This window comes from Curtobacterium sp. TC1 (assembly GCF_019844075.1).
Lineage (GTDB): Bacteria > Actinomycetota > Actinomycetes > Actinomycetales > Microbacteriaceae > Curtobacterium.
On the sequence record NZ_CP081964.1, the window covers coordinates 3,758,627 to 3,772,298 of the forward strand.

Below are 13,672 nucleotides of genomic sequence, written 5' to 3' on the forward strand. Positions count from 1 at the left end.
CGTGTACGGGCGGGATCAGATGTCGTCGACGGACGACGACTCGAACCGCGAGGAGATGTTGATGCCCAGCTCCTCCGCAGCGCGGAAGACCTCGTCATCGTTGTCGCGCAGGCTGACCGCCTGGCCGTCGGCCGAGAGGACCTCGACGTTCAGGCAGAGCGACTGCATCTCCTTCATGAGGACCTTGAAGGACTCGGGGATACCGGGCTCCTGGATGTTCTCGCCCTTGACGATCGCCTCGTAGACCTTCACGCGGCCGAGGATGTCGTCGGACTTGATCGTCAGGAGCTCCTGGAGGGCGTAGGCGGCGCCGTACGCCTCGAGCGCCCACACCTCCATCTCACCGAATCGCTGTCCACCGAACTGCGCCTTACCACCCAGCGGCTGCTGCGTGATCATCGAGTACGGCCCGGTCGAACGGGCGTGGATCTTGTCGTCGACCAGGTGGTGCAGCTTGAGGATGTACATGTAGCCGACCGAGACGGGCTCCGGGAACGGCTCGCCGGAGCGGCCGTCGAAGAGCTGCGCCTTGCCGGACGAGCCGATGAGGCGCTCGCCGTCACGGTTCGGGAGGGTCGAGTCGAGGAGGCCCTCGATCTCACGCTCGTACGCACCGTCGAACACCGGGGTGGCGACCTTCGTGCCGGGAGCGGCGCTGTGCGCTGCCTCGGGGAGCGCCGACGCCCACTCCTGGATGCCCTCGACGTTCCAGCCCTGCTTGGCGAGCCAGCCGAGGTGGATCTCGAGGACCTGACCGAAGTTCATGCGGCCGGGGACGCCGAGCGGGTTCAGGACGATGTCGACCGGGGTGCCGTCGGCGAGGAACGGCATGTCCTCGACCGGGAGGATGGTCGAGATGACGCCCTTGTTGCCGTGACGACCGGCGAGCTTGTCACCGGCGGTGATCTTGCGCTTCTGGGCGATGTAGACGACCACGCGCTGGTTGACACCAGAGCCGAGTTCGTCGTCGCCGTCCTGCGAGTCGAACACCTTGACGCCGATGATCGTGCCCTCTTCACCGTGGGGCACCTTCAGCGAGGTGTCGCGGACTTCACGCGACTTCTCGTTGAAGATGGCGCGGAGGAGGCGCTCTTCAGCGGAGAGCTCGGTCTCGCCCTTCGGCGTGACCTTGCCGACGAGGATGTCGCCGGGGCGGACCTCGGCACCGATGCGGATGATGCCGCGCTCGTCGAGGTCGGCCAGCAGGTCCGGGCTGACGTTGGGGAGGTCACGGGTGATCTCCTCCTTGCCGAGCTTGGTGTCGCGGGCGTCGACCTCGTACTCCTCGATGTGGATCGAGGAGAGCGTGTCGTCCTTGATGAGGTTCTGCGACAGGATCATCGCGTCCTCGTAGTTGTAGCCCTCCCACGGCATGAACGCGACGAGGAGGTTCTTGCCGAGCGCGAGCTCGCCGTTCTCCGTCGCGGGACCGTCGGCGATGACCTCGCCCTGCTCGACACGCTCGCCGGCCGAGACGACCACGCGGTGGTTGTAGCTCGTGCCCTGGTTGGAGCGGTCGAACTTGCGCAGGTAGAAGGTCTGCGTGCCACCCTCGTCGAGCTGCAGGGTCACGGCGTCGGCCGAGACCTCGGAGACGACACCGGCCTTGTCGGCGGTGACGACGTCACCGGCGTCGATCGCGGTGTAGCCCTCCATGCCGGTGCCGACGAGCGGCGACTCGGAACGGAGCAGCGGGACCGCCTGACGCTGCATGTTCGCACCCATGAGGGCGCGGTTCGCGTCGTCGTGCTCGAGGAACGGGATGAGCGAGGTCGCGACCGACACCATCTGGCGCGGCGAGACGTCCATGTAGTCGACCTCGCCCTTGGCGACGAGTTCGACCTCGCCACCCTTCTTGCGGACGAGGACCTTGTCGTCGGCGAAGTGGAACGAGTCGGTCAGCGGAGCGTTGGCCTGTGCGACGACGAACTCGTCCTCTTCCGAGGCGGTGAGGTAGTCGATGGTCTTCGTGACCTCGCCGTTGACGACGCGACGGTACGGGGTCTCGATGAAGCCGAACGAGTTGATCCGACCGAACGACGCGAGCGAGCCGATCAGGCCGATGTTCGGGCCTTCCGGGGTCTCGATCGGGCACATGCGGCCGTAGTGCGACGGGTGGACGTCGCGGACCTCGACGCCGGCACGCTCACGGGACAGACCACCCGGGCCGAGGGCCGAGAGACGACGCTTGTGCGTCAGGCCCGCGAGCGGGTTGTTCTGGTCCATGAACTGCGACAGCTGGGACGTTCCGAAGAACTCCTTGATCGCGGCGACGACCGGACGCACGTTGATGAGCGTCTGGGGCGTGATCGCCTCGATGTCCTGCGTGGTCATGCGCTCGCGGACGACGCGCTCCATGCGGGACAGACCCGTGCGGACCTGGTTCTGGATGAGCTCGCCGACGGCGCGGATGCGACGGTTGCCGAAGTGGTCGATGTCGTCCACGTCGAGGCGCAGCTGCACCGGCTCGCCGTCGCGCACGCCGTCGAGCGTGGTCTTCTCGGCGTGCAGGGACACGAGGTACTTGATCGTCGCGACGATGTCCTTGACGGTCAGCACCGAGTCGGACAGCGGGGCGTCGATCCCGAGCTTGCGGTTGACCTTGTAGCGGCCCACCTTCGCCAGGTCGTAGCGCTTCGAGTTGAAGTAGAAGTTGTCGAGCAGCGCACGCGCGGCCTCGGCGGCGACCTGCTCGCCCGGGCGCAGCTTGCGGTAGATGTCCTTGAGCGCCTCTTCCTTCGTGAGGATGGCGTCCTTCTCGAGGGTCGACTCGATCGAGGCGAAGCCCTGGAACTCCTCCATGATCTCCTCGCTGGTCAGACCCAGCGCCTTGAGGAAGACCGTGACGGACTGCTTGCGCTTGCGGTCGATGCGCACGCCCACCTGGTCGCGCTTGTCGATCTCGAACTCGAGCCAGGCACCACGCGAGGGGATGACGCGAGCGGAGTAGATGTCCTTGTCGGACGTCTTCTCCTGCTGGCGCTCGAAGTACACGCCGGGCGAACGGACGAGCTGCGACACGACGACGCGCTCGGTGCCGTTGATGATGAACGTGCCGCGTTCGGTCATGAGCGGGAAGTCGCCCATGAAGACCGTCTGCGTCTTGATCTCACCCGTCATGTGGTTCATGAACTCGGCGTTGACGTACAGCGGAGCGGCGTAGGTCTTGCCGCGCTCCTTGCAGTCGTCGATCGAGTACTTGGGGTCCTCGAGCTCGGGAGCCGTGAACGAGAGCTGCATGGTCTCGCCGAGGTCCTCGATCGGGGAGATCTCCTCGAAGATCTCCTCCAACCCGGAGTGCAGGGCGAGGTCGGTGCGACCCTGCTCCTGTCCCTCTGCGAGACGGGCCTTCCAGACGTCGTTGCCGACGAGCCAGTCGAAGCTCTCCGTCTGGAGTGCGAGCAGATCAGGAACCGTGAGGGTGTCCGTGATCTTGGCGAACGAGAGTCGCGAGTGGTTGCGACCGTTCTTGGGGTTGGTGGATGCGTTGGGCGCAGCAGCCAAGGGTGTGACCTCCGTAGGCCCCGTCGGGCCGATACTGACGAGCAGCATGTAGGTGAGTAGATTGATCGCTCGGCGATCCCCGCGAGTTCATGCCCTGTGACCACGCCGACGCGTGCCTGACGCGGAACGTCGGTGCACGTGTGGGATGATCTCCGTGAGCGGGACCCGCCGCCATATACGGGTCCGGCTGCACCAGGGCGAGTTGAGCCTGGAGGCTCAGAACTCTGCGTCGACCGCAATATGACGACACGGATGCCAGGGAGCGCGAACTGTCATCATAGTTCGCGCCGAGACGTGCTGTCCAGTCCTGGCTTGACCGGATTCGGCAGTGGCGTGTATAAGCCGCCCGGTGTCCGCGGAATTCCCCGCCCGCGCACCTGGCCAGCACACCCGGCCCGTGCCGTGGACGCGGCCACCCGCTCAGCCGAGGCGTTCGCGCTCGACGTGCCCCGAGCCTCCCGACCGACCCTGCCGTCCCGCCAGCGCACGGAAGGCATCCTCGGGTCGGCGGGTGCGCACGAAGGTGACGCGACCACGGTCGTCGGTGAGCTCGATCCCGAGTCCGGGAGTGAGGATCAGGGCGCGCACGCCGCGGCCGATCCGCAGGCCGACTCCGCCGTAGGTGCGGGCGTCCGCCTCGACGAGTCGGACGTCGGTGATGCGCCGCCGCGCGATGCGCCGCGGGGGCAGCGGCCGGAAGTGCAGCGTGACGTGCGTGTCGGTGACGGCGAACCCGGCTCGTGCGAGCAGCAGCAGCACACCCGCCACGACCGCGACCAGCGCCGGCACGATGAGGGCGGCCTCCGGTGCGTCGCCCGGCCAGGCGGTCACCGCCGCGGTCAGGCCGAGCCCGCCGAGGAGCAGGACCGTCCCGACCACGCGCATCCAGGTGGGCGCCGTCTCGTGGTCGGCATGGGCCGGACGGGAGGCGCGGATCACCCGCGTCGGTCGGTTCGCGGTCGTGCGCGGCGTGGCGCGGGTCGTCGGTGCGCCCAGGCGCGTGGTGGGCACGCTCATCGTGTCGGCGGTCATGTCGGGTCTCCTGCGGCTCGGCGGAGTGTTGCATCCCGTATTTTACATGACGGGTGCGATGTGATCACGGCCAGCGCGCGCGGGTGACCGGAAGGGGCGCGCGGAGCACACCCGCGACGCGCACGGTCGAGCGGTGGGGGCGCTCGACGGCACGTCGTGGTCACGTCGGAAGGGCGGACGCGCGCGGTGTGGGGCACCGCACGCATCGACGCGGTTCCGCGTGACGACCGCATGAACGGTACGGAACGAGTCTTGGCGTCCGCTGGCCGTCCATGTGTACGCATTCACGTACGCGCCGGTACCGGACACCGAGCGTCAGCGCAGGACGCGCGCGACCGCCTCGGCGCGGGTGGCCACCCCGAGCTTCGCGAACACCTGGTTCACGTACGACTTCACCGTCGGCACCGTCAGGAACAACTCCGCCGCGATCTGCGGGTTCGTCCGGCCCGCCGCGATGTGCTCGAGCACGTCGGCCTCGCGCGGGGTGAGGTCCGGGAACCGCTCGCGCAGCGCCGGCACAGCGGGCGCGGACGCCGTCACCCCGCCACCCGCGAGCTGCGCCACCAGCCGCGCGCCCACCGTCGCGTCGAACGTCGACTGTCCCGACGCGACGGCCCGGATCGCCGTCGCGATCTCGGACCGCCCGGCGTCCTTCGTCAGGTACCCGCGGGCACCCGCCCGGAGCGCGGTCACGATGGACTCGTCGTCCGCGTAGGTCGTCAGCACGAGCACCGCCACCTGCGGGTGGTCGGCGACGATGCGCGCGGTCGCCGTCGGCCCGTCCGTGCCGGGCATGCGAAGGTCCATCAACACGACATCGGGGGCGTCGCGGTCCACCGCCGCGATCGCCTCGGCCCCGTCGGCGGCCGCACCGGTCACCTGCAGGTCCGGCACCAGCGACAGCACCGTCACCAGGCCGTCGCGGACGATCGCCTGGTCGTCGACGACGAGGACACGGATGGTCACGAGGCCTCCCCCTCGGTGACGGCCACGGCGTCGACCGGCAGGTGCATCGCGACGACGAACTCGTCGTCGGACCGCTCCGCCTCGACCCTGGCGCTGCTGCCGAGCTCCGCGAAGCGCTCGTGCATCCCGAGCAGGCCCTGTCCGCCGCCGGTGAGCGGGTTGGCCACGACGACGTCGACGGCGTCGCCGTCGCGGATGACGGACAGCGACACGGGACGGCCGGGGGCGTGCCGGCGGGCGTTGCTGAGGGCTTCGCGGACGACCTGGACCACGGCGGAGCGGTGCGCCTCGTCGAGTGCGGCCAGGATCGCGTCGCCCTGCACCGCGATGGTGCCACCGAAGGAGCGGTGGGCGTCGACGATGGCGGTCAGGTCGGCGCGGTCCGGAACGTGGTCATCGGAGGTCCGGGAGGCCCGGTTCGCGTCCGGCACGTCGGCCGGGATCGTCCGCACGGCCGGTTCCGGGGCCGTGGCCGGGTCGGGCCCCGCGTCGTCGCGCAGTGCGTGCACGGCGCGACGAGCCTCGGCCAGGCCGTCCGCCGCCAGGGTCCTGGCCTCGCCCGCACGCTTCGTCGCGTCGTCGACCCGGCCGGCCTCGAGCAGGGCCTCGACCGCGTCGAGCTGCAGCACGAGGCCGCCCAACGAGTGCGCGAGGACGTCGTGGATGTCCCGCGAGGCCCGGGACCGGTCGGCGAGGAGCTGCGCCCGCTGCTGCTCGCGCTCGGCCTGCTGCGCACGGTCGGCCGCGATCCGGAACTGCCGGCGGCTGAAACCGATGAGGACGCCGAGCAACAGCCCGCCGCTCGTGCCGAGGACGAACTGGACCGAGGCGTGCTCGATCGTGGCGCAGACCGCGATGACCACGACCGCCCCCACCGCTGCCACCGCTGCCGCCCAGACCGGCACCCGGAGGTTCGCGCCGAGCAGCACGATCCCGACGATCACTGGGACGATCAAGAGCGAGTCGGTCGCCACGACCGTCAGGGATCCGGCGACGATCATCACGACGCCGGCGACGACGAGGACCCGCTGCGTCCGACCGGACTCGCGGAGGGCCCACGCGGCGAGCGCCACCGCACCGACCACCCACACCCACGCGGGGAGCTGCTGCTCGAGGCCGTTCTTCACGAACCAGAACGCGACGACGGCGACACCGAGGGCGTTGAGCCCCCAGGCCGTGGCGGAACGGGACCGACCCCCGGGGAGGTCGGTCGGGTCCTGTCCGCTCAGCAGGGTCACCGGACCATCATGCCGCGGGTGGTGCGGCCGCCGGGGGCCCGGTCGCCGCGGTCTCCGCGGTCACCGCGGTCACCGCGGTCTCCGCGCGGGATGCGCTGGTCGATCACCAGGGCGCGGGCGGCACGGTTCAGCGCGAGGACGAGGAGGATCGTGCCGGTCGAGGTCAGCAGGTGCGCACCGAGGTGGCCCCCGAGGACGTCGAGGCCGATGCGGACGACGATGAGCACGATCCAGAGCGACGCCCCGAGCCAGCCCGTGCGGGACTGGATCGTCCGACCCGTGCGGTCCGGGGTGGCGACGGTGCGGAACCGGGTGATGGTGCCCATCGTCAGGCCGACCCCGATGGTGATCAGGGCCTCGATACCGAGGAACACCACGTCGGTCGTGGTGACCGTCGCCGACGTCTGCGCCAGGACGACCACGCCGACGACCGCCATGATCATCGGCGTGCGCCAGATGCGCGCCGGGTCGAGGTACTGCCAGGTCGTCTGGCGGTACCCGAGGAAGCCGACGAGTGCGACGCCGATCAGGACGTTCGCGAGGAGCTGGACCGACATGGTGGGTGCCTTTCGTGGTGGTCCGGCGGGCGTTCCCGACCGGTGACCCCAGCCTCGTTCCGGGGCGTCCACGGGCACACCAACCAGGGGTGGGGGCACGGGTGGTGATCGTGGGGCCGGTCCGGTGGTGTTCGATTGACGGCATGGCTGATGCGTTCGACGGGTTCCGGATCGGTGCGGGGTACTCGGTGGTCGAGCCGGACCGGCACCGCCCCGGGTCCTTCACGCTCGTCGTCGACGGCACACCGCAGTCGCACGTCGACCTCGAGGACCCGACCCACTTGGCGTTCGAGTACATCCGGCGGATCGGGCACGCGATCGACCTGCTGCCCTCCGGCCCGGTCACCGCGCTGCACCTCGGCGCCGGTGCACTGACGCTCCCCCGGTACGTCGCCGTGACCCGGCCGGGCTCGCGCCAGCAGGTCATCGAACTCGAGCGCGACCTGGTGGACCACGTCCGTGAGGTCCTGCCGTTCCCACGCGGCGCGTCGATCCGGGTGCGGTACGGCGACGCGCGCGAGGTCCTCGGCAAGCTCCCCACCGGGCTGCGCGGCACCGTGGACCTCGCGGTGGTCGACGTCTTCGGCGGCTCGCAGATCCCGGCGCACGTGACGAGCATCGAGTTCTACCGCGAGGTCGCCGCGTTCCTCTCGCCGACCGGCATCGTCGCCGTGAACGTCGCCGACGGCGCGGGGCTGGCGTTCGCGCGTGGGCAGGCGTCGACGCTGCAGGCCGTGCTGCCGTCGGTCGCGGCGGTGGCGGACACCGGGATGCTCAAGGGCCGTCGGTTCGGGAACATCGTGCTGCTCGGTTCCCCGACCGACCTGCCGATCGCCGAGATGCCGCGGCGGTACTCGTCGGACCCGATGCCGGCGAAGGTCGTCCACGGTGCGGAGTTGCGGGCGTTCATCGCCGGGGCCCCGATCGTCACCGACGCGACGGCCGTGGCGTCGCCGGAGCCGAACCGGAGCGTGTTCGGCGGCTGATCCCACGCCGACGACGGGGCGGCGCGCGAGGCCGTTCCCGGGCACTCGGCGGGTGCGGCTGTCAGGATGGTCTGAACGACCGCGCAGGTGCGCGACCGAGCGATGGGATCCCCTGATGACGAACGACGACCGGAGCAACCAGGACCGGACGGGCGACGGCCAGGCGCCGAGCTGGGGCGGAGCCCCGCAGCAGCAGCCCGCCGCCGACGCCCCGCGGTACGGCGAGCGGAGCGACTCGACGCCGCAGTACGGGCAGCCCGCTCCCCGGTACGGCGAGCAGCAGGACCCGTACGGCCAGCAGCCGTCGGGCACGCCGAACTGGGGTGGCGAGCAGCAGCACGGCCAGCAGCAGTACGGGCAGCAGCCGTACGCCGCGGCGCCCGCGAGCTCCGGGTCACCGGCGTGGCAGAGCTACGAGGAGCCGAAGGCCAAGAAGAAGACCCTGGGCGTCGTGGCGTTCGTCGTCGGTCTCGCGGCGCTCGTCGTCGGCGTCATCGGCGGGTACCTGTTCGGACAGGCCTTCGGCGGCTCCGAGGCCTTCCGCGACTCGATGGAGAACAGCGGAGCGACGCCGAGCGACTCGCAGATCACCGAACTGATGACGTCATCCAACGCCGTCACCGGGTCGCTCATGTTCTACCTCGGCACCGCCCTCGGCCTGTGGGCGATCGTGCAGGGCATCATCGCGGCCGTCACCAAGCGCGGGCGTGCCTGGGGCGTCGTCGCGATCATCGTCGCCGTGGTCGCGGTGATCGCCTTCGGCATCGCCATCGGCTTCGCGGCGGTCGCCGCGAGCGGGATGTCCTGATCCGCTGACCAGCCGCTCGGACGGCCCGTCGTGCTCCGGCACGGCGGGTCGTTCTGCGTCCGTCGACACGAAGCCTGAGCGCGTCGCACCGGCCGCTCCCGGCAGAGCGCGGCTACCCTCGAACCGATGTCCCTCCCGCCCGACGACCGTCAGCCGCCCGACCCGTCCGACCCGTCCCGTGAACCGCGCCACGCGGCTCCCGTGACGGCCGGGGTCAGCCCGGGCAGCACCTTCGCGCCCATCAGCCTGCGACCGGCGGTCGACGTCGACGCCGTGCACCAGCGTCTGCGCGACCTCGGTCAGAGCCGCAGTACCGAAGCCCTCGCGGAACGCGCCGAGCTCCTCCGTCTGCTCGGCCGTCTCGACGAGTCGCTCGTCGTCGCGGAGGAGGTCTTCCGCCTGGCGATGTTCACCGGGGAGCGCCAGGACAAGGTCGCCGCCCGGATCCGTCGCGCGCACATCCTGCACGACCTCGGTCGGCACGAGCGCGCGGCGACCGAGGCCGCCCTGGCCCGCGACACCGCCGCGACCGAGGAGTGGCCGGAGCTCGAGGGCGCCGCCGCCGAGATCGAGGGCTGGTCGCTGTTCGAGAACGACCGCTTCGAAGAGGCCCGCGCCGCGCTGTCCCGCGCCTACCAGGCGTTCCGGCAGGCGGGCGCGCCGTCCGAGCGCACCGACGCCCTGCGCACCGCGGTCGAGGCCGCGATGCGCGCTTCGATCACGCACCCCGCCGAAGCGGCCGACAAGCCGCGGACGGCCCGCGAGGTCGCCGCTCGCCGCGCCGAGGACGACGAACCGACCATGCGCGTCGCCGAACCGGTCAAGCAGGTGCCGCCGATCCGCCGCCGGGTGCTCGGTGCGCCGGACGCCGCCCGCACCGAGGCCGACGACATCTGGGGCCGGATCGCCGCCCGGGCAGCCAAGAAGGGCCAGGCCGACCCCCGCGCCGACCAGTGACCGCACTCGAGACGGTCCGCTCCCGCGCCGAGGCACTCATCACGGAGCACCTCGGCGCCGGTTCCTGGGCGTTCGGCTTCGACCACGCGAAGACCCGCGCCGGGCAGTGCGACTTCGCCCGCAAGCGCATCACGGTCAGCCGGCACCTCGCCGCACGGTTCTCGGACGACGACGCCGAACAGGTCCTGCTGCACGAGGTCGCCCACGCCCTCGCCGGGGCCCGCGCCGGTCACGGCCCGAAGTGGAAGCGGACCGCGGCCGCCATCGGGTACACGGGTTCGCGGCTGCACGACGGCCCGATCGCCAGCGAGCTCGCGCCGTGGATCGGGACCTGCCCCGCCGGACACGAGCACTTCCGCTACCGGACGCCCACCCGTCCGCTCGCGTGCGCCCAGTGCTCCCGCCGGTTCGATGCCCGCAACGCGATCGTCTGGCGACGTCGGAGCGCGGCGGACGACCCCTCGACCGTGGCCTCGACTACCGCATGAGTCCGTCGGCGCGCGGAGGCGCGCCGGTAACCCGTTAGCCTGGGCGGATGCACACGGGGCAGCACATCCGCACGGACGCCGGATCCACCTGGTTCTTCGACGCCGGTCGGATCGCCCTGGACTTCGCGCACACCGGCGGGTTCGCCGACGACCCGGACGGCCGGCGCCCCCGGTCGCAGCTCGGCGAACTGCTCGCGAGCCCGGCGGACCTGGACGAGTGGCTCAGCGACCACACCGAGCCGATCGACGTCGGGGCGAGCGCGCGCGAACTGCAGGACGCCCGCGCGCTCCGCGCCGCGATCGCCCGACTCGCCGTCGCCGCGGCCCCCGGCCCGGCGACCACCGCGGCCGAACGCACCGCCGTCGCGGCGGGCCTGCGTGCCGGGACCGGCCGCACGCGCCCCGCGCCCGACGACATCGACACCGTCAACCTGTTCGCCGCCCTGCCGGACGTGCCCCCGAGCCTCCCGGGTGGCCGACGCCGCGCCGGAGCCAACCGCGTCCGCCTGGCCCAGGCCCTGTCCAGCGTCGCGCGCGACGCGGTCGCGCTGTTCACCGAGGTCGGATTCGACGACGTCGAGGCGGACAGCCGCCCGACGCGCCTGAGCCGCTGCTCGGCAGACGACTGCGCGCTGGTGTTCTACGACTCCTCGCGGGGCGGGACCCGCCGCTGGTGCTCCATGCAGCGGTGCGGGAACCGCGCCAAGGTCCGGGCGCACCGAGCTCGGCGCGCAGCGGACTGACCACCCTCCGACCCTCCGACGAGGACCCGCGAAGAAAAAGATTCGGCGTGCCGAATTCTCTGGCATGCTGGGTGCCGTGACCGACACCGCCGCCGCCAGGACCACCGAAGAGCCCACGGGCACTCCGAGGCGCCGCGCCGCCGGGCTCACCCTGCTCGGCCCGGCGTTCGTCGCAGCCATCGCCTACGTCGACCCCGGCAACGTCGCCGCCAACCTCACCGCCGGTGCGAAGTACGGCTACCTACTGCTCTGGGTCTTGGTCGCCGCGAACGCCAGCGCCGTGGTCGTGCAGTACCTGTCCGCCAAGCTCGGCGTCGTCACGGGCAAGTCCCTGCCGGAGCACCTCGGGCTGCGGATGCGCCGCACTCCGCGGCTGCTGTTCTGGGGGCAGGCCGAGATCGTCGCGGCCGCGACCGACGTCGCCGAGGTGATCGGCGGCGCACTCGCCCTGCACCTGCTGTTCGGCCTGCCGCTCGTCGCCGGTGGACTCATCACCGGCGTCGTCTCCATGCTCCTGCTGACCCTGCACAGTCGCCGCGGGACCCGCACGTTCGAAGCCGTCGTCACCGCGATGCTCGCGATCCTGACCGTCGGGTTCTGCGCCGGCCTACTGTTCGCCCAGGTCTCCCCCGGCGAGCTCGTCAGCGGCCTGGTGCCGCGGTTCGAGGGCTCCGAGTCGGTGATGCTCGCGGCGTCGATGCTCGGCGCGACGGTCATGCCCCACGCGGTGTACCTGCACTCCGCGCTGGCCCGCGACCGGCACGGCGACGTGCCCGCCGGTCCCGAGCGCCGCCGGGTGCTCGTCGCCACCCGGTGGGACGTGGGCCTCGCACTGGTCGTCGCCGGTGGTGTGAACATCTGCATGCTCGTCCTCGCCGCGGCGACGCTGCCCGGCGTCGCGGACACCGACTCGATCCCCGGCGCACAGCGGGCGATCGCCGAGCACGTCGGACCCGTTGTCGGCGTGCTGTTCGCGGTGGGTCTGCTGGCGTCCGGGCTGGCGTCGACCTCGGTCGGCTGCATGGCCGGCGCCGAGATCATGAAGGGGCTGCTGCACGTGCGGATCCCGCTCGTGGCACGGCGCGTGATCACCCTGGTGCCGGCGATCGTGCTGCTCGCGGTCGGTGCCGATGCGACGATGCTGCTCGTGGTGAGCCAGGTCGTGCTGAGCTTCGGGATCGCCTTCGCGATCGTCCCGCTGGTGGTCTACACGTCCCGCCGGAGCGTCATGGGTCCCGACGTGAACGCCGCGACCACCCGCGTGGTGGCGTGGGTGATCGCGGCGGTCATCGTGGCGCTCAACGTCGCGCTGATCGTGCTCACCCTGACGGGTTGAGCACCGACGGTGCGCGTCGACGCGGTGCGCGACACGACGTCGGTCGTCACTCGACGACCGTGACGTCCTTCCAGAACGCGACGTAGCCCGAGTAGTCCTTGCCGACCCGGTCGAACGACGACGGGATCGGCGTCGGGTAGGACCACGCACGGTCCTGCAGCGCCTGCCCGTCGACGTTCACCGTGAAGTACTGCGTGTCGCCCTTCCACGGGCAGTGGTACTGGGTGGGGCTCTCGGTGAAGAGCTCGGACTTCACGCTCGACGGCGGGAAGTACCAGTTGCCCTCGATCTTGATGAGGTCCTCTTCCGGGGCCTCCGCGATCACCGTGTCGCCGACGACTGCCTTCATGCGTTGCTCCTTCGCTCACTGGTGCCGGACGGCCTGGACGGCGCGCCGGCCCTGTCCGCCCGAACGCTACGCCCGGCCCCGTGATTCCCGCAGGACGACCAGGTCCGGCCCGACGGCGAGTGCCGCGTGCACGTGTTCGCGTCCGAGGACGGACGCGCTCTCGGACGCCGTGACCAGGTGCTTCACCGCGCGTCGGAGCCCCGTGTACGCCGCGCAGGCGGCGGCCGCCTCCGGCGCGGTGTGGTCGATCCCGACTGCGGCGAGCGCGTCGACGACGGCGCCGGCCGCGAGCAGGTCCTCGACCGCGAAGTCGGGGGCGTCGGGCACGTCGACGGCTTCGCCGGCGGCCTCGGCCGCGTCGTCCAGGGCGCCGACGTGGTGCAGCCCGGCGGCGACGACGGCGACGACGCAGCGGTCGCCGCGTTCTGCCTGGAGGCCCGTCACCCGTTCCGCGATCGCGGTCGCGTTGCCGAGGTGGCCGAGTACGACCTCCGGACCGTCCGGTACCCGGGCGGTCGCGTTCCGGAGCGCGCGGCGCTGCGCCGCCGTGTCCGGCGAGCCCGGCAGGACGTCCACCCAGACGACGAGGTGTGCGCCGTGCGCGATGCGTGCGGCCCCGCCGGCTCCCCACGCGAACCGGACCTGGTACTGCTCCTGGGTGCGTTCTGCCACGTCCGTCACGATAGCCGTCCGGACGATGCTGTCCCT

At 71.4% G+C, this 13,672-nt stretch carries 13 protein-coding genes; 6 read left to right on the forward strand and 7 right to left on the reverse strand.

From position 1 onward, the window contains the following. Positions 1-15: 15 nt before the first annotated feature. The 5 genes from rpoB to KZI27_RS19035 form a co-directional block, all read right to left on the reverse strand. Positions 16-3,504 (reverse strand): DNA-directed RNA polymerase subunit beta, encoded by a 3,489-nt coding sequence (gene rpoB, locus KZI27_RS19015; protein ID WP_222658813.1) that lies wholly within the window; start codon positions 3,502-3,504, stop codon positions 16-18. 420 nt (positions 3,505-3,924) lie between these two features. Further along, positions 3,925-4,536, reverse strand: a complete 612-nt coding sequence (locus tag KZI27_RS19020; RefSeq protein ID WP_222658814.1) for a hypothetical protein — start codon at positions 4,534-4,536, stop codon at positions 3,925-3,927. 315 nt (positions 4,537-4,851) lie between these two features. Next, positions 4,852-5,502 (reverse strand): response regulator transcription factor, encoded by a 651-nt coding sequence (locus KZI27_RS19025; RefSeq protein WP_222658815.1) that lies wholly within the window; start codon positions 5,500-5,502, stop codon positions 4,852-4,854. Beyond that, entirely contained in the window at positions 5,499-6,740 is a 1,242-nt protein-coding gene (locus KZI27_RS19030; protein ID WP_222658816.1) for a sensor histidine kinase, read from the reverse strand. Before KZI27_RS19030 ends, KZI27_RS19025 begins: the two co-directional genes overlap by 4 nt. Further along, on the reverse strand, positions 6,737-7,297 hold the full coding sequence (locus tag KZI27_RS19035; RefSeq protein WP_222658817.1) for a hypothetical protein: 561 nt from the start codon (positions 7,295-7,297) through the stop codon (positions 6,737-6,739). The genes KZI27_RS19030 and KZI27_RS19035 overlap by 4 nt, the downstream gene beginning before the upstream one ends. Positions 7,298-7,440: 143 nt before the next feature. Here KZI27_RS19035 and KZI27_RS19040 point away from each other — a divergent pair, with 143 nt between their 5' ends. From KZI27_RS19040 to KZI27_RS19065, 6 genes are all read left to right on the forward strand, one after another. Beyond that, entirely contained in the window at positions 7,441-8,283 is an 843-nt protein-coding gene (locus KZI27_RS19040; protein WP_123311686.1) for a spermidine synthase, read from the forward strand. A 115-nt stretch (positions 8,284-8,398) separates the two neighbouring features. After that, complete coding sequence (locus KZI27_RS19045) at positions 8,399-9,091, forward strand: hypothetical protein (protein ID WP_222658818.1); 693 nt, start codon at positions 8,399-8,401, stop codon at positions 9,089-9,091. 126 nt (positions 9,092-9,217) lie between these two features. Beyond that, positions 9,218-10,048, forward strand: coding sequence for a hypothetical protein (locus KZI27_RS19050; protein WP_222658819.1), 831 nt, complete (start codon positions 9,218-9,220; stop codon positions 10,046-10,048). Next, positions 10,045-10,536, forward strand: coding sequence for a SprT-like domain-containing protein (locus KZI27_RS19055; protein ID WP_222658820.1), 492 nt, complete (start codon positions 10,045-10,047; stop codon positions 10,534-10,536). The genes KZI27_RS19050 and KZI27_RS19055 overlap by 4 nt, the downstream gene beginning before the upstream one ends. Positions 10,537-10,583: 47 nt before the next feature. Beyond that, positions 10,584-11,279, forward strand: coding sequence for a CGNR zinc finger domain-containing protein (locus KZI27_RS19060; protein ID WP_222658821.1), 696 nt, complete (start codon positions 10,584-10,586; stop codon positions 11,277-11,279). Positions 11,280-11,355: 76 nt separating this feature from the next. Beyond that, positions 11,356-12,615, forward strand: coding sequence for an Nramp family divalent metal transporter (locus KZI27_RS19065; protein WP_222658822.1), 1,260 nt, complete (start codon positions 11,356-11,358; stop codon positions 12,613-12,615). 46 nt (positions 12,616-12,661) lie between these two features. On the opposite strand, the gene KZI27_RS19070 is transcribed toward KZI27_RS19065, so the two are convergent. Together KZI27_RS19070 and KZI27_RS19075 are read right to left on the reverse strand one after the other, a co-directional pair. Beyond that, complete coding sequence (locus KZI27_RS19070; protein WP_111083501.1) at positions 12,662-12,964, reverse strand: DUF427 domain-containing protein; 303 nt, start codon at positions 12,962-12,964, stop codon at positions 12,662-12,664. A 66-nt stretch (positions 12,965-13,030) separates the two neighbouring features. Beyond that, positions 13,031-13,636 (reverse strand): hypothetical protein, encoded by a 606-nt coding sequence (locus KZI27_RS19075; protein WP_261783982.1) that lies wholly within the window; start codon positions 13,634-13,636, stop codon positions 13,031-13,033. Positions 13,637-13,672: the final 36 nt, after the last annotated feature.

What these genes read in the sequence shown, in the direction of transcription:
- KZI27_RS19045 (WP_222658818.1), top strand. Translation starts at nt 8,399, where the DNA reads ATGACGAACGACGACCGGAGCAACCAGGACCGGACGGGCGACGGCCAG.
- KZI27_RS19035 (WP_222658817.1), bottom strand. Translation starts at nt 7,297, where the DNA reads ATGTCGGTCCAGCTCCTCGCGAACGTCCTGATCGGCGTCGCACTCGTC.
- KZI27_RS19070 (WP_111083501.1), bottom strand. Translation starts at nt 12,964, where the DNA reads ATGAAGGCAGTCGTCGGCGACACGGTGATCGCGGAGGCCCCGGAAGAG.
- KZI27_RS19050 (WP_222658819.1), top strand. Translation starts at nt 9,218, where the DNA reads ATGTCCCTCCCGCCCGACGACCGTCAGCCGCCCGACCCGTCCGACCCG.
- KZI27_RS19020 (WP_222658814.1), bottom strand. Translation starts at nt 4,536, where the DNA reads ATGACCGCCGACACGATGAGCGTGCCCACCACGCGCCTGGGCGCACCG.
- KZI27_RS19060 (WP_222658821.1), top strand. Translation starts at nt 10,584, where the DNA reads ATGCACACGGGGCAGCACATCCGCACGGACGCCGGATCCACCTGGTTC.
- KZI27_RS19040 (WP_123311686.1), top strand. Translation starts at nt 7,441, where the DNA reads ATGGCTGATGCGTTCGACGGGTTCCGGATCGGTGCGGGGTACTCGGTG.